Origin of the sequence: Rhizobacter sp. Root404 (assembly GCF_001425865.1) — a bacterium.
Taxonomy (GTDB): Bacteria; Pseudomonadota; Gammaproteobacteria; order Burkholderiales; family Burkholderiaceae_C; genus LMDS01.
Map to the genome: position 1 here is coordinate 745946 of NZ_LMDS01000001.1, position 20923 is coordinate 766868.

Genomic DNA, 20923 nt, shown 5'->3' on the forward strand with positions numbered 1-20923 from the left:
GCGCGGCAGCGATGACGACGTGAACGACGATGCAAGCAGCATGACCCTGATTCCGGTGATCGATCTGTTGAAAGGCCAGGTGGTGCGTGGCGTGCGAGGCGACCGGCAGGCCTACCGGCCGATCGAATCGGCCCTGTGCGCGAGCAGCGATCCGGTGACGGTGGCCCGCATCCTCGCCGACCATTGCGCGGCGACCCGACTGTACGTGGCCGACCTCGACGCGCTGATGGGCGGCGCCCCGCAAATGGCGGTGCTGCGCGCCTTGCTGGAGGCGTTGGGCGGGGTCGAGCTCTGGGTCGACGCCGCCTTCGCGAACGCCGACGCAGCCCTCGCGCTGCGCGCCGAGCTGGCGCCGCACGCCGACCGGATCGTGCCGGTGATCGCCAGCGAATCGCTCGCCTCGCGCGCTGCGCTCGAGGACTGCCACCGGCGCTTCGGTCCGCAGGGCGCGGTGTTGTCGCTGGACCGGCGCGACGGCCGGCGCCTCGACCCGGCCGGCTGCTGGGACACGCCGGCGCTGTGGCCGCAGCGCGTGATCGTGATGACGCTGGAGCGCGTCGGTTCCGGCGCCGGGCCCGACCTGGAAACGATGACCACGCTGCGGCGGCTGTCCCCCGGAACGACGCTGGTGGGTGCCGGCGGCGTGCGCAGCCCCGCCGACCTGGCCCACGCCGAGGCCGCCGGTGCCGGCGCGTGGCTGGTCGCCAGCGCCCTGCACGATCTGCAACTGCCGCGCCAGGCAAGCCCCTGACCGCTGCTCGGAATTGTCCCTGCCATGGCCTTGCCGCATCACGAATCGTGCCATCCCGGCCAGGCCGAGGCCGGGGGCCGGACCGGCCAAAACCGCCACACTGTGTTCCAGATGTGGCCACCGACCGGCCCGTCTGCGCCCGCGCCCGAGGCTGGCGCCCGCGGTGCGCCGGAATGGCACATCGCTTGCGTGCCGAGGGACGAATGACTGCCCTCGAATCGTCGTCCGTGCCCGTGGCGGCCGCCTGGACCTGCCCGTTCTGCCCCTTGCTGTGCGACCGCTTCGCGGTCGCGGGCGGCCCGGAGGGCTGGGCCTTGCAGGGCAGCGACTGTCCCCGCGCCCGTGCCGCGCTGGCGCGATTCGACGCCCTGGCGCTGTCCTCCGCCCAACCGCTCATTGACGGCGCCGCGTGCCCGCTGGAGGCCGCCGTCGACGCGGCCGCGCGCCTGCTGGGGACGAGCCGCCAGCCGCTGTTCGGCGGCCTGGGCACCGACGTGGCCGGTGCCCGTGCGCTGTACCCGCTGGCCTGCCGCACCGGCGCCATCTGCGACCCGGCCGGCGGCGCCGCGCTGTTTCACGGGCTGCGCGCGATGCAGGACCGCGGCGCGTTCACGACCACGCTGGCGGAAGTGCACACGCGCGCCGACCTGATCGTCTGCGTCGGCACATGGCCGGGCGCCCGCTACCCGGAGTTCCTGCGGCGTTGCGGGGTGGGCGAGGGCGGTCAGGCGCAGGTGGTGTTGCTGCAGCCCACGACCGGCATGGTGCCGGACGCGCCGCCGGCCGGTGTCGAGACGGTTCGCTTCGACGGCGACCTGTTCGACGCCGCCGCGATGCTGGCCGCCTGCGTCGCCGGCCGGGCGGTCGTCGGCGCCGGCGGGCTGCTGGCGGCCCTGGCCGAGCGGCTGCGCGGCGCGCGCTACGCGGTGCTGGCCTACGAGTCGGCGCGATTGCCGGCGCAGGGCGCGCTGATCGTCGAGGCGATCAACCGCACGGTCGCGACGCTGAACCAGCGCAGCCGCGCCGCCGCGCTGCCGCTGGGCGGCGGCGACGGCGCGTCGACGGTCAACGCGGTCTTCACCTGGCTCTCGGGACTGCCGCTGCGCAGCCGCGCCGCGCCGATGGGGCTGGAGCACGAACCGCTGCGCTTCGATGCGCAACACCTGCTGGCCGAGGGTGCAGTCGACGCGCTGCTCTGGATCGCCAGCTTCGGCACCGAGCCGGCCCCGCCGGCCGGCGCGCTGCCGCGCATCGTGCTCGGCCATCCGTCCTTTGCCGGCGCGGCGCAACTGCGTGGCACCGTCTTCATCCCGGTCGCGACGCCTGGCATCGGCACGGCCGGTCACCTGTTCCGCACCGACAGTTCGGTGCTGATGCCGCTGCGTGCGCTGCGCGACGACGGGCTGCCGACGGTCGCCGAAGTGCTGCGGCGCATCACGCTCGCGCTGCCGGAGGGAGCGGCATGACGACCTTGCGACTGCGCGGCGGGCGCGTGATCGACCCGACGAACGGTGTGGACGGCGAGGTGCGCGACCTGTTCGTCCGCGACGGCCGCCTCGTCACGCTCGCGCCGAACGAGGCCGCGACCGACGAGCTGGACATCGCCGGCTGCGTCGTGATGGCCGGCGGCATCGACATGCACACCCACATCGGCGGCGGCAAGGTCAACCTCGCGCGGCTGCTGCTGCCCGAGATGCAACGCGCCGGGCCGAACCCGATCGCGTTGCCGACCAACCCGCTCGAACTCGCCTCCTGCGGCGGTTGCACGCCGGGCACGCTGGCCACCGGCTACCGCTATGTCGAGATGGGTTACACGGCCGCCTTCGAGCCGGCGATGATGGCCTGCAACGCGCGCCACACCCACATGGAGATGGGCGACACGCCGATCCTCGACCACGGCGCCTACGTGATGCTCGGCAACGACGAGCTGTTCCTGCAAATGCTGAGTCGCGGCGACGACCCGCAGCGCATCCGCGATTACGTCGGCTGGACGATCAACGCCTCGAAGGCGATGGGCGTGAAGGTGGTTAACCCGGGCGGCATCTCGGCCTTCAAGTTCAACCAGCGCAAGCTCGATGTCGACGAGGACCACGTGCACTGGCGCGTCACACCGCGCCAGGTGGTGCACACGCTCGCGAAGGCGCTGCGCGAGCTCGGCGTGCCGCACCCGCTGCACATCCACGGCAGCAACCTTGGCGTGGCGGGCAACATCGAATCGACGCTCGAGACCATCGCCGCCCTCGAAGGCCTGCCGGCGCACCTCACGCACATCCAGTTCCACGCCTACGGCACCGAGGGGCCGAAGAAATTCTCGTCGGCCGCGTTGCAGCTCGCCGAGGCCGTCAACGCCAATCCGAACATCAGCATCGACGTCGGCCAGATCATGTTCGGGCAGACCGTGACGGCCTCGGGCGACACGATGCGCCAGCACGCGCAGTCGGGCCTCGCAAGCCCGCGCAAGTGGATCGGCGCCGACATCGAATGCGAGGCCGGCTGCGGCGTCGTGCCGTTCCGCTACCGCGACCAGAATTTCGTCAACGCGCTGCAGTGGGCGATCGGGCTGGAGATCTTCCTGCTGGTCAACGACCCGTGGCGTGTGGTGCTGACCACCGACCACCCGAACGGCGGCCCGTTCACCAGCTACCCGCACCTGATCCGGCTGCTGACCGACCGCACCTTTCGCGCCGAGCAACTCGCCAGGCTGCACCCGGACGTGGCGGCCCACGCGGCGCTGAACGCGATCACGCGCGAACTCTCGCTGTACGAGATCGCGATCATGACGCGCGCCGCGCCGGCCCGCCTGCTCGGGCTGACCGACCGCGGCCACCTCGGCGCGGGCGCCGCGGCCGACATCGCGGTCTACCGTGAGGACGCGAACCGCGAGGCGATGTTCGCGACGCCCGCCTTCGTGTTCAAGGACGGCGCGCTGGTCGCCCGCGCCGGCCGCATCACCGCGGTGCCGACCGGCGGCACGCACTTCGTCGCCCCCGAGTTCGACCGCGGCATCGAAACGATGCTGCGCAAGCACCACGCGACCCACGGGCTGGTCCAGTTCGACCAGGTCGCGATCGGGCATGACGAGCTGTGCCACTGCTGCAACGGCGGGCGCCTGCTGCCCGCCGCGTGCTTCGAGGTCAGCCCGTGAGCGACGCGCGCGTCCTCAACGGCGTCGCGATCGACGACACCTTTGCCGAGGCCTTCCCGATGAAGGCGACCCGGCTCGTGATCACCGCGCACAACCCGACCTGGGCGCGCCACGCGGCGGTCAGCGCCAGCGGCTTCGCGACCTCGGTCATCGCCTGCGGTTGCGAGGCGGGGATCGAGCGCGAGCTCGGGCCCGACGAGACGCCCGACGGCCGGCCCGGCATCGCGCTGCTGATCTTCTCGATGTCGGGCAAGGAGCTCGCGAAGCAGGTCGAGCGCCGCGTCGGCCAGTGCGTGCTGACCTGCCCGACGACGGCCGTGTTCGCCGGTGTGGCCGAAGGCGAAGCCATCGCGCTCGGCAAGAACCTGCGCTTCTTCGGCGACGGCTGGCAGATCAGCAAGGTGATCGAGGGCATCCGCTACTGGCGCGTGCCGGTGATGGACGGCGAGTTCGTCGCGCAGGAGACGACCGCGGTGACCAAGGCGGTCGGCGGCGGCAACCTGCTGATGCTCGCGACCGACACCGAGTCGGCCCTCGCGGCCGCCGAGGCCGCGGTCGTGGCGATGAAGCGGCTGCCCAATGTCATCATGCCGTTCCCCGGCGGCGTGGTGCGCTCCGGCTCGAAGGTGGGCAGCAAGTACGCGGCGCTGAGCGCGTCGACCAACGACGCGTTCTGCCCCGGGCTGTATGGCCTGGCGAAGAAGAGCGAGCTGACACCGGAGGTGCACTGCGTTCTCGAGATCGTGATCGACGGGTTGACCGAGGCCGACGTCGGCGCGGCGATGTTGGCGGGCGTGCAGTCGTGCATCGCGATCGGTTCGACGGGCGGCATGCTGCGGGTGTCCGCAGGCAACTACGGCGGCAAGCTCGGGCCCTATCACTTCCACCTGCACAAGTTGCTCGACGGAGCCGGGTCATGAGCCGCGTGCGACTGGCGCTCCGGCAGTCGCCGCCACTGCGGGTCGATCTTCGCGCGATCACGCCCACCGCGCTGGCCGACCTGGCGCCAGCGCAGATCGAGCAACTCGCCGTGACGCACGGCACGCAGACGCTGCCGCTGGGCGAGTTCTTCGCCGTTGCGCGCGAAACGACCGACGGCGGCGACGACGAGCTCGTCTTCGACGGCGACCTCACGCGCTTCGACCGCATCGGCTGGCAGCTCGCGGCGGGAAGCATCCTCGTCCAGGGCTCGGCGGGCGATTACGTCGGTGCCTGCATGACCGGCGGCGCGCTGCGCGTGCAAGGCGATGCCGGGCTGCTCGCCGCCTGCGAGATGGCCGGCGGCATGCTGGCGGTCGACGGCGACGTCGGCGACCACGCCGCGAGCACGCTGCCCGGCAGCATGGACGGCATGCGCGGCGGCACGTTCATCGTTCGCGGCCGCGCCGGCGACCGCTTCGGCGACCGCATGCGGCGCGGCACCGCGCTGGTGTTCGGCGATGTCGGCGATTTCCCCGCGTCGCGCCTGGTCGCCGGCACGATCGCGATCGGCGGCAGTTGCGGCGCGCATGTCGGCTACGGCATGCGGCGCGGCAGCGTGATCTTCGCGGGCGCGGCACCGCGCATCGCGCCGACCTTCGTGCCGGCGCAGGCGGATGCGGCGGTCGCGTGGCAACTGCTGGCCCGCGCCATCGCGCGCCACGGCGGGCCGTTCGCGGGCCTGCCCGCGCGGCGCATCGTGCGCCACCTCGGCGACCTGTCGTCGGACGGCCGCGGCGAACTGATCGTCGCCGTATAGGCTCGCGGGCGCAGGTGCCGCGCGGCATCGAACCCATCTTCCTTTTTCACGAGAGACCCACGATGAACAACGACTACCTCTTCCACGCCGGCGAGGCGACCGTGCTGGCCCGCGAAGGCCAGTTCACCGACGCGATGCCGGAGATCCTGATCGGCCGCACGAGCGGGCCGGTCGGCCAGGCCTTCGCCAACATGATGGCGCAGAGCAAGGGCCACACCGCGATGTTCGCGATCCGTGCCTGCAACCAGCTGGTGCGGCCGGCGACGATCGTCGTGCCCAAGGTCACGCTGAAGGACATGGCCAACGTCGACCTGTTCGGCGGCGTCGTGCAGAGCGCCACCGCCGATGCGGTGGTCGACTGCCTGATCGACGGCACGATCCCGCGCGCCATCGCGAACGAGCTGTGCATCATCAGCCTGGTCTGGATCGACCCGCGCTGCGCGAAGGACCCGAACCTCGACAAGAAGGACATGTACCGCACCAACCACGAGGCGACCAGGCTGGCGATCCGCCGCGCGCTGAACAACGAGCCGTCGATCGACGAACTGATCGCCAACCGCCACCGGATCAAGCACGACATGGACGACTGGTCCTGAACCGACCGTGGACTGTTTCGCGCTGCTCGACGACCGCGACGCCACGCACGCGCGGCCGCTCAGCCGCCTCTACGAAGGCTTCGAGCGCGAGCACCGTTGCCTCGCCCCGGCCGATCTGGAGGCCGTGTGGGCCCAGGTGGACGCCGACCAGCGCGCCGGCCTGCATGCGGTGGTGCTGGCCGATTACGAATGGGGCGCCAAGCTGCTGAAGGCCGGCGTGCGCGCCGGCGATGCGGGCTCGGCGCTGCGCGTGCTGATGTTCCGCACGCTGCGGCGGATGGCGCGCGACGAGGTCGATGCGTGGCTGGCCGCGCGCGACGATTGCGGCGTCGACGCACCGGCCGGCGTGATGAACCTCGAATCCAGCGTCGATCGCGCCGAGTTCACCCGCGCGATCGCCGCGATCCATGAGGCGATCCGCAATGGCGAGACCTACCAGGTCAACTACACCTACCGGCTCGACGGGGCCGCGTACGGCTCGCCGATCGCGCTGTACCGCGCGCTGCGCACGCGCCAGCCGGTGAGCTACGGCGCGCTGATCGCACTGCCGGCCGGCGGCACGGTCACGCACGTGCTGTCGTGTTCGCCGGAACTGTTCGTGCGCCATGACGCCGGGCTGCTGACCGCGCGGCCGATGAAGGGCACCGCGGCACGCGTCGCGGCGCCGGAGAGCGACAGCGAATCGGCGCGTCTGCTCGCGATCGACGTGAAGAACCGGGCCGAGAACCTGATGATCGTCGACCTGTTGCGCAACGACCTCGGCCGGCTCGCGCGGACCGGGACGGTGCGGGTGCCGGCGCTGTTCGCGATCGAGCCGTACTCGACCGTGTTCCAGATGACCTCGACGATCGAGGCGCAGGTCCGCCCGGAGGTCGGCATGCCCGAGCTGCTGCGCGCGGTGTTCCCGTGCGGCTCGATCACCGGCGCGCCCAAGCACCACACGATGGGGCTGATCGCGCAGTTGGAGACCACCCCGCGCGGCCTGTACTGCGGCGCGATCGGCTGGGTCGAAGCGCCGATCGGCGAGGCGCGCCTCGGCGACTTCTGCCTGTCGGTCGCGATCCGCACGCTGACGCTGGGAGCGCCAGCGTGCGGCCTGCGCCCGCTGCGCCTCGGCGTCGGCGCCGGCATCGTGATCGACAGCCGCGCCGACGACGAGTTCGACGAGTGCCGCGTGAAGGCGCGCTTCCTGACCGGACTGGACCCCGGCTTCGAGCTGTTCGAGACGATGCACTGGGCACCGGGGCCCGGCGTACGGCACCTCGACCGCCACCTCGCGCGGCTGGCGCACAGCGCGTTGGCGCTCGGCTTCGCGCTCGACGAGGCGGCGGTGCGTGCGGCGCTCGCGACCTTCGGCGCGCCGGCCGTTTCGCGGCTGCGCCTCGCGCTCGCGCACAACGGCCGCTTCGAGCTGACGAGCGCGCCGCTGTCCGCATGGCCGCCCGGCCCGGTCCGCCTGCTGATCGCGAGCACGCCGCTGCCCGAATCGAACCCGCTCGCCGCCCACAAGACCACGCTGCGCGGCGCCTACGACGCCGGCGTGCGCGCCGCCGAAGCCGTCGGCGCGTTCGACAGCCTGTTCTTCGACACCGCCGGCCGGCTCGTCGAAGGCGGCCGAAGCAGCGTGTTCGCGCGTCTCGATGGCGAGTGGTGCACGCCGCCGCTGCGCGACGGCGCGTTGCCCGGCGTGATGCGCGGGGTGCTGCTGGACGACCCCGCCTGGGCCGCCCGGGAGCGCAGCCTGACGCGCGGCGATCTCGCGCGCGCGGACGCGATCGTCGTCTGCAACGCGCTGCGCGGCGCGCTCCCGGCGGAGATCGCGCGATGAACCTGGCACTGTTCGACCTCGACCACACCCTGATCCCGTTCGACAGCGGGATGGCGTGGACGCAGTTCCTGGTCGCGCGCGGCGTACTACCCGCCGATGCCGAGGCCGTCTACCTGGACTATTGCCGCCAGTACGTCGCCGGCACGCTGGACATCCACGCGATGCACTTCGCCAGCGTCGCGCCGCTGGCCAGCGTGCCGCGCGCCGAACTGGCCCGGTGGAGCGGCGAGTTCGAGCAGGCGCTGCACCCGCGCGTGCCCGCAGCGATGCGCGCGCTGGTGCGGGGCCACCGGGACGCCGGCGACCTCTGCGCGATCGTCACCGCGACCACGCGCTTCATCGCCGAGCCGTGTGCGCGGCTGTTCGACGTGCCGCACGTGCTCGCCACCGAGGCGGCCACGGCCGACGGATCGCCCACCGGCGCGCTGACCGGCGCGATCGACGGCCTGCCGTGCTTCCGCGAGCACAAGGTCACGCGCGTGCGGCAGTGGCTCGGGCAGCGATCGCCCGGCGACGCGATCGCCCTCGAGGGGTTCGAGCGCAGCTGGTTCTATTCCGACTCCGTCAGCGACCTGCCGCTGCTCGCGGCGGTGTCCGATCCGGTCGCCGTGCGTCCGGACGCGCGGCTGCGGGCGCACGCGCAGGACCGAGGCTGGCGGATCGTCGACGCGGTTTAGTTCACCTTATTTGACAGTTGATTTGTCCGCCGGGCCGGCCGGGGTATTCAACTCGGTGCCTGCCTGCCGATATTCCGGCCAGTCTTCATGGCGACTGCCGCCGCGTTGGGTGCGCAGGGCCTGTTCTACCGGAGAGACCCTTCATGGATTGGATACGCAGAGTGAGCCTGGTGCGCCGGGTCACGATCGGTTTCGGCGCCTGCGCCGTGACCACGGCCGGGTTGGGGGTCATGGCCGTCTGGGCGCTGCGCGGCGGCGTCCCGGCCGCCACCGCGACCTGGCTGCTGGGCGGGATCGCCGCCACGGGCTGCCTGTTCGCGCTCGCCGCGATGTGGGCCATCCGCGGCAGTGTCCGGGATTCCGTCGAGCCCACCGTGCAGTGCGTGATCCGCATTGCCGGCGGCGATCTCGAGACCAAGATCGAATCGCCCGGCAAGGACGAAGTCTCCTGGCTGCGGGCCGAGCTGAACTCGATGCGCAAGAAGCTGCGCAAGATGGTGCTCGACGTGCGCGAGACCGTGGTCCACGTGAACACGGCGTCGGAGGAGATCGCCAGCGGCAACCTCGATCTGTCCACCCGCACCGAGAACCAGGCGACCGCGCTGCAGCAGACGGCCAGCTCGATGGAGCAGCTCGCCACCACGGTGCAGAGCAACGCCCGGAGCACGAACGAGGCGCGTCAGGTCGTCACGCAGTCGAGCGAGGTCGCGGCGCGCGGCGAGAAGACGATGCGCGACGTGATCGGGCGCATGGCCGAAATCAACGGCAGCGCGAGCAAGATCTCCGAGATCATCGGCGTGATCGACGGCATCGCGTTCCAGACCAACATCCTCGCGCTCAACGCCGCGGTCGAGGCGGCCCGCGCCGGCGAACACGGGCGCGGCTTCGCGGTCGTGGCGTCCGAGGTGCGCGGCCTGGCGCAGCGCAGCTCGACCGCAGCGCGCGAGATCAAGACGCTGATCGACGACTCGACCCAGAAGGTCGAGGCCGGTTCGAAGCTGGTCGACGATGCCGGCCGCACGATGCAGGAGATCCTCGACAGCGTGAACCACGTGTCGCGCCTGATCACCGACATCGCCGATGCCGGCCAGTCGCAAAGCAGCGGCATCCAGCAGGTCCACCAGGCGATCGCGCAGATCGACACGATGACGCAGCAGAACGCCGCGCTGGTCGAGCAGCTGGCCGCCGCCGCGCAATCGCTGCAGGGTCAGTCGACGCGCTTGACCGACTCGATGGGCTCGTTCCGCGTCGCCGGCTGAGCAACGGCACCGGTCAGGGCCGCCTCGGCCGCCCGCAGCGAGGCCAGACGCTTGCGCGTGCCTGGGTGGGTGGGCGTGTCGCGGGTCACGCCCAGGTGCATGAAGACGCTGAACGCGTCGTGGGTGTCGCGCCCGAGCGCACGCAGGGCGTGCAGCGCGAACGCATCGGCCTCCAGCTCGTGGCGGTGTGCCTGGCCGGAGGCATCGCGGCCGAGCATCGCGGCCACCGGCTCGGTCTGCTGCGGCGTGACGGCGCCGGGCACCCACTTCAGGTAGAGCTGTTCGGTCTGCGCCCAGTGGTGCAGCGCGATGTGGCCGAGCTCGTGGGCGAGGATGAACAGCCTTTCCCCTTCGTTCAGCTCGGCGAGGCGCTCGTTGGCCAGCACGATGTGGCCCTGCAGCGATTCGGCGAGCGTCTCGCCCCGGATCACCCGCAGCTCGGCCGGCGGCTGGATCGCCAGCGCGCGCACCAGGTCGTCGAAGCTGTGGCGCACCGTCTGTGCGCGGGCCCCGGCCGGATCGGCGGCGGCGGTCGCGTCCAGCCGGGCCAGCTGCGACCGGGCGAGCACCGCGACGATCCCTTCCTCGCCACGGGCGAACGGGACGGCGAGCAGCAGCGAGAGAGTGATGATCCACCGGTGCATGTCAGACGCTCCCGACCAGGATCGCCTGGCCGTCGAGGGTTGTGCGGTGCAACAACCGTGCCAGATTCGCGGGTTTACCCGCACATCGGCCGCACCGCGTCCAAGCCTCAAGCTTCTATCAAACCCCAGCGGAGCGCCACCAGGGTCAATTCAGACTGATTGCCGGCGCCGAGTTTCTGCTTGACGTGGAACAGGTGCGTGCCGACCGTGCTAGGCGACAGCTTCAGGTTCTCGGCGATCTGCGCAACGCTGAGGCCGCGCGCCAGTTGCACGAAAACCGAGAACTCGCGCTCGCTCAAGGTGTCGGCCGGGCTGGCCTCGCCGTTGACCTCGGCGACGGCCAGCGCCTGCGCGGTGTGCGCGTCGACGTACGGCCTGTTCGCGGCGACCGAGGTCACCGCGGCGATCAGCGCCTCGGGCGCGCTGCGCTTGGCCAGATAGCCGAGCGCACCGGCGCGCAGCACGCGGCGCGGGTGTGCGGTGTCCTCGTGCGCGGACAGCACCAGGATGCGCGCCTTCGGGTCCTGCGCGAGCAGGCGCCGCACCGCCTCGAGCCCGCCCATGCCGGGCATCGACAGGTCCATCACGACCACGTCCGGCTGGACGCGCGGGTAATCGGCGCAGGCCTGCTCGCCGGTGTCGGCCTCGGCGACGACCTCGACCTGCGCATCGGCCAGCAGCATGCGAAAGCCCATGCGCACCAGCGCGTGGTCGTCGACCAGCATCACGCGGATCATCGTGCGGTCGCCTCCACGTCCTGCGCCAGCGGCAGCCGCACGGCGAGCACGACGCCGCGCGGCGCGCGGTTCGACACGCGCACGCTACCGCCCAGGCCCTCGCTGCGCTCGGCGAGCCAGCGCAGGCCATGGTGGCCGGCGGGCTGCACCTCCGCCGGCAGGCCCTGGCCGTCGTCGGTGACGGTCAACGTCGCCTCGTCGCCGGCCTGCTTCAGCGCGATGGCGATGTGCGCGGCGCGCCCGTGGCGCAGCGCATTGGTCATGCCTTCCTGCGCGCCGCGGTAGAACGCCAGCGCGGTGTCGGGCGCGAGCGTCGCGTCGCCGAGCGCGACCTCCAGTTCGACCGCCACGTCCGGATGGCTGCGCCGGGTGCGCTCGACGAGATCGGCGAGCGCGTCGGTCAGGCCCAGGTTGTCCAGCACCAGCGGCGCCAGGCGCGGGATCATCCCGTGCATGGCCTGATAGAGCCGCGACGATTCGTCGGCGATCGTGCGCGCCGCCTGTTCGGCCTGCGGGTCGAGCCCGCGCACGCGTTGCGTGATCGAGACCGCCATGCTGTGCATCGCGGTCACGGACTGGCCGAGCTCGTCGTGCAACTCGTGCGCGATCAGCCGCCGCTCCTGTTCGAGCTGGCGTTCGATCCAGCGCGCCAGTTCGCGGCTGTCCGACAGGCGAGCCTCGGCCAGCGCCGCGCGCCGTTCGGTCTCGAGGTTCTGGCGCAGGCGACCGACCATGCGGTTGAATGCCGCGCCGATCAGCGCCGCCTCGGTGCCGGGCAGCGGCGGCAGCACGGCGTCGAAGCGGCCGGCTTCCAGGTCCTCCAGCGCACCGACGATCCGGCCGAACGGCCGAACCGCGCGCCCGACCAGCCAGAACACCAGCGCGTTGACGACGCCCAGCAGCACCGCGCCGCCGGCGCCGAGCACCAGCAGGTAGTCCCAGGCATCGAGCACCGCGCGCGTCGCGTTGGACTGCGTCACCAGCTTGCCGCCCGGAAACGCGATCGATTGCACCAGCGGTTCCGGCGCCATCACCCGCTCGAACCAGTCCGGCGCATCGCGGCCGGCCTTGTAGGTCGACGCGGGCGAGCGGTAAAGCACCTGGCCTTCGGCGTCGTACAACACGATGTCGTTCGAGCGGACGCGGCCGATGCCCTGCAGGTAGGCCAGCATCGCCGGCGTGCCTTGTGCCGCGTACAGCCACGCATTGCGGCTGAGCAGCTGGGTGGCGACGCGGTTCGCGGCCACCACCTCCTCCTGCACCGACTCGCGCATGCTGCGCAGCTGCAGCGCCAGCATCGCCGCGACGAACAGGACCGTCAGCGCGCCGACGATCAGGTTGATCTTCAGGCGCAGCGTCATGGAATCGGTCTTCACGCGCCGATGGTAGCGAGGCGCCTGCCCGCGGCCGGGCGCCGGGGGACGACCCGCGGTGCGAATCATGAAAATCATGAGGTCCGATTCATGGTCGGACCGCTGGCCCGCGCCCGTCGCGCGGGGGACGATGCACTGCGGGATGCGACAGACGCGTCCCTGCGCAGGCCAACCGGCTTGCGTGTGTCGTTCACTTCAGGAGACTCGCCATGCAATGGACCACCCCGACCGCCTGTGACTTCCGCTTCGGCTTCGAAATCACGATGTACGTCAGCGCCCGCTGATCCCCACGCCGCCGGCCCGGAGACCAATCATGCGCATCAGCGTGCTCGGCTCCGCGGCCGGCGGCGGCTTCCCGCAGTGGAACTGCAACTGCCGCAACTGCGCGGGCGTACGCGCGGGCAGTGTTCGCTGCAAGCCGCGCACGCAGTCGTCGATCTTCGTGCGGCCCGATAAATCGGCCGACGGCGTGTTGTTCAATGCCTCGCCGGACCTCCTCGAACAGATCCGCGCCCGCCCCGAGCTGCAACCCGCGCGCGCGTTGCGCGACACCGCGATCGCCGGCGTCGTGCTGATGGACGGCCAGGTCGACCATGCCACCGGCCTGTTCATGCTGCGCGAGCGCGGCACGCCGCTGCCGCTGTGGTGCACCGACCCGGTCCACGACGACCTGACCCAGGGCAACCCGATCCTGCGCGTGCTCGGTCACTACTGCGGCGTCGATCGGCACCGCATCGGCCTGGACGGCACGGCCTTCCGCGTGCCGGGCGTCGAGGGGTTGAGCTTTCGCGCGCTTGCGTTGTCGAGCAAGCCGGCGCCGTACTCGCCGCACCGCGAGCAGCCGGTGGACGGCGACAACATCGGCATGCTGATCACCGACCTGGCCAGCGGCGCGACCGCGTTCTACGCGCCCGGGCTCGGCGCGATCACGCCGCCGGTGTTCGACGCGATGGCCGGCGCCGACGCGGTGCTGGTCGACGGCACGTTCTGGACCGACGACGAGATGCCGCGGCTGGGCATCGGCCACAAGACCGCACGCTCGATCGGCCACCTGCCGCAGTCCGGCCCCGGCGGGATGATCGAGTGGCTCGCGAAGCTGCCGGCGCGCACGCGGCGCTGCCTGATCCACATCAACAACACCAACCCGATCCTCGACGAGGACTCCGACGAGCGCGCGCTGCTGACGCGCGAGCGCATCGAGGTCTGCGAGGACGGGATGCTGATCCCACTCTGAGCCCGCGATGAAACCCGAGATCCTGCAAGCGCGACCCGACCCCGTTGCGTCGACCGAGCCCGCCTGGGACATCGGCGAGTTCGAGGCGCAACTGCGCGAGCGAGGCCGCGCGTACCACATCCACCACCCGTACAACCTGATGTTGAACGGCGGCCGCGCCAGCCGCGAGCAGGTGCGGGGCTGGGTCGCGAACCGCTACTACTACCAGATCGCGATCCCGATCAAGGACGCGGCCGTGCTGTCGAATTGTCCCGACGCCGCCGTGCGCCGCGGCTGGGTGCAACGCATCCTCGACCACGACGGCTTCGAGCTGAACGGCGTGCGCGATGCCGGCGGCATCGAGGCCTGGCTGCGGTTGGCCGAGGCGGTGGGGCTGACCCGCGAGGAGGTCACCGACCTGCGCCACGTGACGCCGGGCGTGCGCTTCGCGGTCGACGCGTATGTCAACTTCGCGCGCCGCGCGCCGTGGCAGGAAGCGGTGTGCTCGTCGCTGACCGAGCTGTTCGCGCCCGAGATCCACAAGCAGCGCCTGGCGACCTGGCCCGAGCACTACCCGTGGATCGAGCCCGAGGGCCTGAACTACTTCCGCAGCCGGGTCAGCCAGGCGCGGCGCGACGTGGAGCAGGGCCTGGCGGTCACGCTCGCGCACTTCACGACCCGCCCCGCTCAGGAACGCGCGCTCGAGGTTCTGCAGTTCAAGCTCGACATCCTGTGGACGATGAACGACGCGATCGCATTGAAGTACGGCGTGGGGGCGGCGGCATGAACGGGGCGCTCGCCACCTCCATCTGCCCGCGCCTGGGCAGCGGCTTCCGGCTGCAATGGGAGCCTGCACAGAACTGCCACGTACTGCTGTACCCCGAGGGCATGGTCAAGCTCAACGGCAGCGCCGGCGAGATCATGGTCCGCTGCGACGGCGCGCGCAGCCTTGCTGCGATCGTCGGCGAGCTGGAGACGGCGTTCAACGCGTCGGGGCTGCAACCGGAGGTGCTGTCGTTCGTCGAGATCGCCGGCCGGCAGAAGTGGCTGACGTGGGAATGAATCCTCCCGGGCCGCCGCTGTGGTTGCTGGCGGAGCTGACCTACCGCTGTCCGCTGCACTGCGTCTTCTGCTACAACCCGATCGACTTCGCGACCCAGCCCGAGGAACTCTCGACCGACGACTGGCTGCGCGTGCTGCGCGAGGGCCGCGAACTCGGCGCGGTGCAGTGCGGCCTGTCCGGCGGSGAGCCGCTGCTGCGCGACGACCTGGAAGTGATCGTCGCCGAGGCGCGGCGCCTGGGCTACTACACCAACCTGCTGACCTCGGGCGTGGGGCTGACGGTGGAGCGCGCCCGTGCGCTGAAGGCCGCCGGGCTCGACCACGTGCAGCTGTCGTTCCAGGACTCGACCCGCGAGATGAACGACTTCCTCTCGCACACCAAGACCTTCGAGTTGAAGAACCGGGTCGCCCGGATCATCAAGGACCAGGGCTGGCCGATGGTGATGAACGTGGTGCTGCACCGCCTGAACATCGACCACATCGACCGCATCATCGGCATGGCCGCCGAGTTCGGCGCCGAGTACCTCGAGCTCGCGAACACGCAGTACTACTCCTGGGCCTTGCACAACCGCGACGCGCTGCTGCCGACACGTGCGCAACTGCAGCATGCGGAACGCGTCGCCGACGCCTGGCGCGCGAAGCTGGGCGACGCGATGCGCCTGTTCTTCGTCGCGCCCGACTACCACGAGGGCCAGGCGAAAAAGTGCGTGAACGGGTGGGGCAGCATGTTCCTGACCGTCACGCCGGACGGCACCGCGCTGCCGTGCCACACCGCGAAGATGCTGCCGGGCCTGGCATTCCCGAACGTGCGCGAGCACTCGGTGCGCGAGATCTGGTTCGACTCCGAAGGCTTCAACCGCTACCGCGGCACCGGCTGGATGAAGGAGCCCTGTTCGAGCTGCGAACACCGCGAGGAGGACCTGGGCGGCTGCCGCTGCCAGGCGTACATGCTTGCCAACGACCCCGCTGCCGCCGACCCGGTGTGCGTGAAGAGCCCGCAGCACGGTGTGGTGCTCGACGCCGTGGCGCGCGCCGAGGCCGGGGTGGTCGAACACCCGCTGGTATTCCGCGACCCGAAGAACTCGCGCCGTCTGAGCGCGGTGCCGTCGTAGCGCGCAGCCGCTACTGGACGAGGTTCAGGATCTCCAACTGCTCGTCGACGGTCTCGAAGGTACCGGTGCCGGCCGGCATCTGCATCAGCGGCTTCATCTGCGGGTCGAACAGCCAGACGCTCGGATAGACCAGCATGCGCACCCGCTGGTCGCCGATCGAGCGCTGGAACTCGGTGTAGTTCAGCGAGGTGTCGCCGACGCGGAAGAACAGCTGGTTGGCGGTGTTCATCAGCGCGCTGCGCAGGTCGACCACGATCCACGGCTTGAAGTGCTGCACCAGCTCGCCCGAGTTCTTGGCCAGGAAGTTCTCGTAGCGCCGGCAGTACGGGCAGTCGCTCGCGCCGAGGTAGACGTACAGACGCTTGTTCTCGCGCTTGGCGCGCGCCAGCGCCGGGCCGAGGTCGAACTCGGCGCGGCCAGGGGCGACGACCGGCTCGACGATCAGCGGCGTGTAGGCCGGCGGGATGCCCAGTGCGTGCGCCGCGCCGGCCAGCGCGATCAGGGTGGCGGCCACGACGGCGCCGGCGAAGCGTCGGGGCGTCATCATCCGACCCGCAGCGACCCGGTGTAGTGCTTCTCCTTCGAGTCCGCGACCTCGGCGCGCAACTCGCCCGGCCCGTGCGGCACGAAGTTGAAGCGCCAGCTCGGGTTCTCGCTGATCGAGAAGTCGAGGTCGGCGTCGAAGATCCGACGGCCCGCATAGCTGACCGCGATCGTGCGCACGAAGTACGACGGGATGTACATCACCGTCACGTTGTTCAGCTCGAAGCCGGTGTCGTTCGGGTGCAGCACCGTCAGATCGACGGTGGTCGGCGCGCCCATGGTCGGCGGGGCCGGCAGCTTCAGGATGGTCTTGCCGATCAGCTCCGGCGAATCGCGGTTCGGCGGCGCCGAGCAGCCGCCGGAGGTCTTCACGTAGCGCGAGTCCATGTGCAGCTCGCCGTTGGAGAGCTCGCTGACGACCCGCACGTGGCTGTATTCGTCGACCCGCAGCCGCGTCTCGAAATCCGCCTGTCCGACTTCGGGCGTCAGCTCCAGCGTCGCGGCCAGGGGGGACGGGTTCTTGTCGACCAGCAGGTGCATGCGCTTCACGTACAACGCCGGCGTCTGCGGCAGCAGCGAGACGATCTTGACCGGCACCGAGGCGCCGTACGGCGCGCGCAGCGGCGCGATCAGCTGGACGCGCCCGGCGCCGACAGTGATCGGCGTGCCGCCGAAGATGCGGCCGCGCAGGACCTCCCATTCGGGCGACAGGTCGCCGTGGCCGGTGTTGCTCGGCAGGCCGCCGATCGCGGCGCGCGCCAGCGGCGTGGCGGCGAGCGGCAGCGCGCCTGCGCCGAGCATGAAGCGGCGGCGCCGAAGCAGCGTGGAACGGGGCGTGGTGGTGGACATGACTCGGTCTCCCGGCGCGGCTATTTGACGAGTTGCTCGCGCTCGTAGCGCAAGTAGACGATGGCGGCGTTGCGGCGGTGGGTGGTCTCGTACTGATCCCATGTCGCGAACTCGGGCATGGCGGTCGCGTCGGCCACTTCGCTCAGCGGCGCGCCGGCGTTCACCAGCGCCCGCGCACGGGCGGTCAGCTGATCCAGGTAGCGTTCCACCTGCGTGATGAGGCGCTTGTCGCCGGCCGGGCCGTGGCCGGGCACGATCACCTCGACCGGCAGCGCCTGCAGGTTGCGCAGCGCCTCCCGCCAGCGCGGCAGGTCGCTGTCGCCGACGTCGGGGATGCGCCGCGCCTCGAGCAGCCCGCCGGCGAACAGCGTGCGGGTGCGCGGGTCGTAGACCGCGATATCGCCCGGGCCGCTGGAGTGGCCGTAATGCAGCAACTGGATCGGGCGCCCGATCAGCGCCGCGGCGTCGAGCGCGAGCGGGTCGGTGAAGACGATGTCGGGCGTGAACATCGCGCTGCCCTGCATCGCGTCCTCGCCGAGCAGGGAGCGTAGGGTCTTCAGGCAGGTGTCGCAGCGCGTGGCCATCAGGTCCGCTGCGGCCTGGTGCATCGCGACCGGGATCTTCTGCTCGCGGAACGCGGCGGCGCCGAACAGGAACTCCTGGCGGGTGTGGGTCACGATCGCCAGCCGCACCGGCTGGTCGGTGACGCCGCGGATTGCCGCGAGCAGCGCCTGGCCGTGGCGGTACGAGGTGCCGGTGTCGATCGCCAGCACGCCGCGCGGCCCGACGATGAAGCCGGCATTGCCGGTGCGCCCGAGGTTGGCCGGGTCGGGTTCGCCACCGGTGCCGGGCACCATGTAGACGCCGGCGGCGAGCTCGATCGGCGCGGGGTCGGCCGCCTGCACCGCCAGCGCCGCACCCGCCAGGAACGCGGCGGCGAGCCAGCGTGCGGTCGTCTGTCGCAATGAACGCATGGCGGCCGCTACTTGCCTTCGACGAGCTTCTTCAGGTTCGCCAGCCCGCTTTGATAGACGCCGGTCACGGCCTTCACCGCGGCCTCGTCGTTCTTGTCGGGCGGCGGATCGTTGTTCGGGTAGGCGCGGTAGAACGCCCCGCGCCACTCGACCGTCGCGGTGGCGCCGGTGCCGCTGACGCTGATCGTCGAGGTGTAGTTCGTGACCGGCAGCGCGCCGCCGTCCTTGGCGCGGTAGCTGTAGCGCATCGCGGCGTCGTCGTAGCGTTCCAGCGACTCGACCAGCGCGCCGCCCCCCTTCAGGCCGACCTGGCGCACCGAGCCTTCCGCATTTCCCTTGTCGGCGGGGCTGGTCGCGACGGCCGGGTGCCAGTCCTTCAGCGCGTCGAAGTTCTTGATCCTGGCCCACACCGTCGCGGCGGGCGCGTCGATCGTGATCGTCTCGACGACCTTCTGGCGCGTCGGGCCGTGGGCTTGCGCCGGCCACGCGACGAGCGCGCCCAGCGCGAGGACGGTCAACAGCCGAGGCCACCAGCCGGCAGTGAGTCTGTTGAGCATGCGGGACATCTCCTTGTTGTCGTGGGAATCTCAGGGCGGGTCCGGCGCGCCGATGAAGGCGCCGAAGCCGCGGCTGTTCTTGCCGGTCGCGATGCGGGTGAGGGTGCGGCCGCTCGTGGCGTCGAGCACGCTCACGTCGTCGTCCATCCAGTTGACGACGTAGACCCGGTCGCCGTGCGCGGCCACTCCCTCGGGGTAGCCGAAGCCGGGCAACGTGCGCACGGTGGCGAGCCGTTCGGCATCGACGACGCTGACGCTGTCGTCGTGCTGGTTGGTCACGTAGAGCAGGGCGCCGGCGTTCGCGAGCGCCGCCCCGTACGGCGCCTTGCCGACCTTGACCGTCGCGATCACCGCGAGGTCGCGGCCCGAACGGGTGTCGACGACCGAGACGTCGTCGCTGAGGACGTTCAACGCATACAGGCGCTCGCGGCGTGCATCGAGCAGCAGCGCGAACGGGTGCGTGCCGACCTTCACGCGGGCGCGCACGCGGCCGGTCGCGACGTCGACGGCGGCGACGCTGTCGTCGTCGCGTTCGGCCACGTACACGGTTGCGCCCGCCGCATCGACCGCGACGCCCGCCGGCGCGCGGCCGAGCGCGACCGGCGGCAGCGCGCTGGCCGTCGCGGCGTCGAAGGCCAGCAGCTGGTTCGCGTACCAGTCGGCGACATAGAGGCGCGTCCCGTCGGGCGAGGCGTCGATGCCGACCGGGCCGCTGCCGGCCGGCAGCGTCGCGACAACGCGTTGGGTGTGCATGTCGATGACCGAGATGCTCTTGCTGTCGGGGTTCGAGACGTAGACCCGACCGGTGCGGCTCGCCGCGACGACGCCGGCCGGCGCGCGCCCGACCGGCACGGTCGCCACGACCTTCTGCGCCGCCAGGTCGATCACGGAGACGTCGTGGCTGCCCTGGTTGGTGATGTACGCGAACGGCGCCGCCGCGGCGGCGCCGGCCGCCAGCGCGCCGGCCAGCAACGCGATGCCTGCGCGGGCCCAGGCGCGCATCGGCTCAGGCGCCCGGCGTGACGTCAACGCTGCTCTTCCACGCGGCGAGGTTGCTGTCGACCACCTCGGCGGTCAGCCGGCCCGGGCCGCGCGGCACGAAGTAGAAGCGCAGGTTCGGGTTCTCGCTGATCGCGAAGTCGAGGTCGGCCGAGAGCACCGGGGCGCCGGCGTAGGCGACGTTGACCGTTCGCACGAAGCGGCGCGGCGTGTACTGGCGCGTCAGCTGGTCCATCGCCATGCCCGAGTCGTTCGGGTGGCTGATCAACAGCTGCACCAGGGCCGGCTTGCCGGCGACCACCTCACCGTCGACCTTCATCACGATCTTGCCGAGCGAGGCGAGCGCAGCCTGCGCATCCTTGCCCGGTGGCGCCGAGCAGCCGCCCGAGGCCTTGACGAAGCGGGTGCGCATCAGCAGGCGGCCGTCGTTCGTTTCGGCGATGGCCCGCACGAAGCTGTACTCGTCGACGCGCACGCGGGTCTCGATGTCGGCCCTGCCGCTCTGCGGCGTGAACGTGAAGATCGCGGCGATCGGCGACGGGTTGCTGTCGATCACGAGGTAGAGCTTGGCGACGAAGTTCGACGCGGTGTGCGGCAGGCGCGCCTGCATCGCGATCGGCACGACCGCGGCATCGGCGGCGCGGATCGGGGCGTCGAGCCGCAGCACGTCGTCGCCGACGTTCTCGATCGGGCGCCGCTCGAACAGGCTGGCCCGCACCTTCTGCCAGATCTCGCTGGCCTCCGGGTTGTCGCCCGACTTGATCTGCGCGCCGGCGCCGCGCGGCAACCCGAGCGCGGCCCCGACCGCCAGCGCCGTGCCGGCCACCGTGACCTTGCGTCGAGCGAGCTGGGCGTTCATCGCGGGC

The 20923-nt window shown here is 71.3% G+C and carries 23 protein-coding genes; 14 read left to right on the plus strand and 9 right to left on the minus strand.

Going from position 1 to position 20923, the window contains the following annotated elements; translation table 11 throughout:
• Positions 1 to 40 precede the first annotated feature (40 nt).
• The 9 genes from ASC76_RS03335 (at position 41) to ASC76_RS03375 (ending at position 9994) form a co-directional block, all read left to right on the plus strand.
• Complete coding sequence (locus tag ASC76_RS03335) at positions 41 to 751, plus strand: HisA/HisF-related TIM barrel protein (protein WP_056463151.1); 711 nt, start codon at positions 41 to 43, stop codon at positions 749 to 751.
• A gap of 203 nt (positions 752 to 954) precedes the next feature.
• Positions 955 to 2217 (plus strand): hypothetical protein, encoded by a 1263-nt coding sequence (locus ASC76_RS03340; RefSeq protein ID WP_056462303.1) that lies wholly within the window; start codon positions 955 to 957, stop codon positions 2215 to 2217.
• On the plus strand, positions 2214 to 3896 hold the full coding sequence (locus ASC76_RS03345) for a formylmethanofuran dehydrogenase subunit A (protein WP_056462306.1): 1683 nt from the start codon (positions 2214 to 2216) through the stop codon (positions 3894 to 3896). The genes ASC76_RS03340 and ASC76_RS03345 overlap by 4 nt, the downstream gene beginning before the upstream one ends.
• Complete coding sequence (gene fhcD, locus ASC76_RS03350) at positions 3893 to 4816, plus strand: formylmethanofuran--tetrahydromethanopterin N-formyltransferase (protein WP_056462308.1); 924 nt, start codon at positions 3893 to 3895, stop codon at positions 4814 to 4816. The genes ASC76_RS03345 and fhcD overlap by 4 nt, the downstream gene beginning before the upstream one ends.
• Positions 4813 to 5634: a formylmethanofuran dehydrogenase subunit C gene (locus ASC76_RS03355; RefSeq protein WP_056462311.1), complete on the plus strand. Its 822-nt coding sequence runs from the start codon at positions 4813 to 4815 to the stop codon at positions 5632 to 5634. The genes fhcD and ASC76_RS03355 overlap by 4 nt, the downstream gene beginning before the upstream one ends.
• Positions 5635 to 5696: 62 nt before the next feature.
• A complete protein-coding gene (gene fae / locus ASC76_RS03360; RefSeq protein WP_056462314.1) occupies positions 5697 to 6230 on the plus strand; it encodes a formaldehyde-activating enzyme in 534 nt (177 codons plus the stop codon).
• Positions 6231 to 6237: 7 nt separating this feature from the next.
• Positions 6238 to 8058, plus strand: coding sequence for an aminodeoxychorismate synthase component I (gene pabB, locus ASC76_RS03365; protein WP_056462317.1), 1821 nt, complete (start codon positions 6238 to 6240; stop codon positions 8056 to 8058).
• Positions 8055 to 8735 (plus strand): HAD family phosphatase, encoded by a 681-nt coding sequence (locus tag ASC76_RS03370; protein ID WP_056462320.1) that lies wholly within the window; start codon positions 8055 to 8057, stop codon positions 8733 to 8735. The genes pabB and ASC76_RS03370 overlap by 4 nt, the downstream gene beginning before the upstream one ends.
• Positions 8736 to 8896: 161 nt before the next feature.
• Entirely contained in the window at positions 8897 to 9994 is a 1098-nt protein-coding gene (locus ASC76_RS03375; protein ID WP_235580326.1) for a methyl-accepting chemotaxis protein, read from the plus strand.
• Here the strand turns inward: ASC76_RS03375 and ASC76_RS03380 are convergent.
• The 3 genes from ASC76_RS03380 to ASC76_RS03390 all read right to left on the minus strand — a co-directional run bounded on the left by ASC76_RS03380 (position 9943) and on the right by ASC76_RS03390 (position 12751).
• Positions 9943 to 10638, minus strand: coding sequence for a M48 family metalloprotease (locus ASC76_RS03380; protein ID WP_056462328.1), 696 nt, complete (start codon positions 10636 to 10638; stop codon positions 9943 to 9945). The two genes, ASC76_RS03375 and ASC76_RS03380, sit on opposite strands and share 52 nt — an antisense overlap.
• A 107-nt stretch (positions 10639 to 10745) precedes the next feature.
• Positions 10746 to 11375, minus strand: a complete 630-nt coding sequence (locus ASC76_RS03385; protein ID WP_056462330.1) for a response regulator transcription factor — start codon at positions 11373 to 11375, stop codon at positions 10746 to 10748.
• Entirely contained in the window at positions 11372 to 12751 is a 1380-nt protein-coding gene (locus tag ASC76_RS03390; protein WP_235580327.1) for an ATP-binding protein, read from the minus strand. Before ASC76_RS03390 ends, ASC76_RS03385 begins: the two co-directional genes overlap by 4 nt.
• Positions 12752 to 12957: 206 nt before the next feature.
• On the opposite strand from ASC76_RS03390, the gene pqqA reads away from it, so the two are divergent.
• From pqqA to pqqE, 5 genes are read left to right on the plus strand one after another with little or no spacing between them, the layout of a single operon-like run.
• Entirely contained in the window at positions 12958 to 13032 is a 75-nt protein-coding gene (gene pqqA, locus ASC76_RS24250; RefSeq protein ID WP_082548750.1) for a pyrroloquinoline quinone precursor peptide PqqA, read from the plus strand.
• 29 nt (positions 13033 to 13061) lie between these two features.
• The gene (gene pqqB / locus ASC76_RS03395; protein WP_056462334.1) at positions 13062 to 13982 is read left to right on the plus strand and encodes a pyrroloquinoline quinone biosynthesis protein PqqB; all 921 of its coding nucleotides are present in this window, start codon (positions 13062 to 13064) and stop codon (positions 13980 to 13982) included.
• Positions 13983 to 13989: 7 nt separating this feature from the next.
• Complete coding sequence (pqqC, locus tag ASC76_RS03400; protein ID WP_056462337.1) at positions 13990 to 14748, plus strand: pyrroloquinoline-quinone synthase PqqC; 759 nt, start codon at positions 13990 to 13992, stop codon at positions 14746 to 14748.
• Positions 14745 to 15023 carry a pyrroloquinoline quinone biosynthesis peptide chaperone PqqD gene (gene pqqD, locus ASC76_RS03405; RefSeq protein WP_056462340.1) on the plus strand — a complete coding sequence of 93 codons (279 nt, stop codon included), beginning with the start codon at positions 14745 to 14747 and terminating at the stop codon, positions 15021 to 15023. The genes pqqC and pqqD overlap by 4 nt, the downstream gene beginning before the upstream one ends.
• Positions 15020 to 16135 (plus strand): pyrroloquinoline quinone biosynthesis protein PqqE, encoded by a 1116-nt coding sequence (gene pqqE, locus ASC76_RS03410; RefSeq protein ID WP_056462342.1) that lies wholly within the window; start codon positions 15020 to 15022, stop codon positions 16133 to 16135. Before pqqD ends, pqqE begins: the two co-directional genes overlap by 4 nt.
• Before the next feature lie 10 nt (positions 16136 to 16145).
• Here pqqE and ASC76_RS03415 read toward each other — a convergent pair whose 3' ends face one another.
• From ASC76_RS03415 to ASC76_RS03440, 6 genes are read right to left on the minus strand one after another with little or no spacing between them, the layout of a single operon-like run.
• Positions 16146 to 16682, minus strand: coding sequence for a thioredoxin family protein (locus tag ASC76_RS03415; protein WP_157615243.1), 537 nt, complete (start codon positions 16680 to 16682; stop codon positions 16146 to 16148).
• Positions 16679 to 17527, minus strand: coding sequence for a quinoprotein dehydrogenase-associated SoxYZ-like carrier (locus tag ASC76_RS03420; protein ID WP_082548679.1), 849 nt, complete (start codon positions 17525 to 17527; stop codon positions 16679 to 16681). Before ASC76_RS03420 ends, ASC76_RS03415 begins: the two co-directional genes overlap by 4 nt.
• 20 nt (positions 17528 to 17547) lie before the next feature.
• On the minus strand, positions 17548 to 18501 hold the full coding sequence (locus ASC76_RS03425) for an MBL fold metallo-hydrolase (protein ID WP_056462348.1): 954 nt from the start codon (positions 18499 to 18501) through the stop codon (positions 17548 to 17550).
• An 8-nt stretch (positions 18502 to 18509) separates the two neighbouring features.
• Positions 18510 to 19058: an SRPBCC family protein gene (locus ASC76_RS03430; RefSeq protein WP_056462351.1), complete on the minus strand. Its 549-nt coding sequence runs from the start codon at positions 19056 to 19058 to the stop codon at positions 18510 to 18512.
• Between the two features lie 30 nt (positions 19059 to 19088).
• Entirely contained in the window at positions 19089 to 20060 is a 972-nt protein-coding gene (locus ASC76_RS03435; protein ID WP_056462354.1) for a YncE family protein, read from the minus strand.
• Positions 20061 to 20064: 4 nt separating this feature from the next.
• A complete protein-coding gene (locus ASC76_RS03440; RefSeq protein WP_082548680.1) occupies positions 20065 to 20916 on the minus strand; it encodes a quinoprotein dehydrogenase-associated SoxYZ-like carrier in 852 nt (283 codons plus the stop codon).
• Positions 20917 to 20923: the final 7 nt, after the last annotated feature.

What these genes read in the sequence shown, in the direction of transcription:
- ASC76_RS03335 (WP_056463151.1), top strand. Translation starts at nt 41, where the DNA reads ATGACCCTGATTCCGGTGATCGATCTGTTGAAAGGCCAGGTGGTGCGT.
- ASC76_RS03340 (WP_056462303.1), top strand. Translation starts at nt 955, where the DNA reads ATGACTGCCCTCGAATCGTCGTCCGTGCCCGTGGCGGCCGCCTGGACC.
- ASC76_RS03345 (WP_056462306.1), top strand. Translation starts at nt 2,214, where the DNA reads ATGACGACCTTGCGACTGCGCGGCGGGCGCGTGATCGACCCGACGAAC.
- ASC76_RS03355 (WP_056462311.1), top strand. Translation starts at nt 4,813, where the DNA reads ATGAGCCGCGTGCGACTGGCGCTCCGGCAGTCGCCGCCACTGCGGGTC.
- fae (WP_056462314.1), top strand. Translation starts at nt 5,697, where the DNA reads ATGAACAACGACTACCTCTTCCACGCCGGCGAGGCGACCGTGCTGGCC.
- ASC76_RS03370 (WP_056462320.1), top strand. Translation starts at nt 8,055, where the DNA reads ATGAACCTGGCACTGTTCGACCTCGACCACACCCTGATCCCGTTCGAC.
- ASC76_RS03380 (WP_056462328.1), bottom strand. Translation starts at nt 10,638, where the DNA reads ATGCACCGGTGGATCATCACTCTCTCGCTGCTGCTCGCCGTCCCGTTC.
- ASC76_RS03385 (WP_056462330.1), bottom strand. Translation starts at nt 11,375, where the DNA reads ATGATCCGCGTGATGCTGGTCGACGACCACGCGCTGGTGCGCATGGGC.
- pqqB (WP_056462334.1), top strand. Translation starts at nt 13,062, where the DNA reads ATGCGCATCAGCGTGCTCGGCTCCGCGGCCGGCGGCGGCTTCCCGCAG.
- pqqC (WP_056462337.1), top strand. Translation starts at nt 13,990, where the DNA reads ATGAAACCCGAGATCCTGCAAGCGCGACCCGACCCCGTTGCGTCGACC.
- pqqD (WP_056462340.1), top strand. Translation starts at nt 14,745, where the DNA reads ATGAACGGGGCGCTCGCCACCTCCATCTGCCCGCGCCTGGGCAGCGGC.
- ASC76_RS03415 (WP_157615243.1), bottom strand. Translation starts at nt 16,682, where the DNA reads ATGATGACGCCCCGACGCTTCGCCGGCGCCGTCGTGGCCGCCACCCTG.
- ASC76_RS03420 (WP_082548679.1), bottom strand. Translation starts at nt 17,527, where the DNA reads ATGTCCACCACCACGCCCCGTTCCACGCTGCTTCGGCGCCGCCGCTTC.
- ASC76_RS03425 (WP_056462348.1), bottom strand. Translation starts at nt 18,501, where the DNA reads ATGCGTTCATTGCGACAGACGACCGCACGCTGGCTCGCCGCCGCGTTC.
- ASC76_RS03430 (WP_056462351.1), bottom strand. Translation starts at nt 19,058, where the DNA reads ATGCTCAACAGACTCACTGCCGGCTGGTGGCCTCGGCTGTTGACCGTC.
- ASC76_RS03435 (WP_056462354.1), bottom strand. Translation starts at nt 20,060, where the DNA reads ATGCGCGCCTGGGCCCGCGCAGGCATCGCGTTGCTGGCCGGCGCGCTG.
- ASC76_RS03440 (WP_082548680.1), bottom strand. Translation starts at nt 20,916, where the DNA reads ATGAACGCCCAGCTCGCTCGACGCAAGGTCACGGTGGCCGGCACGGCG.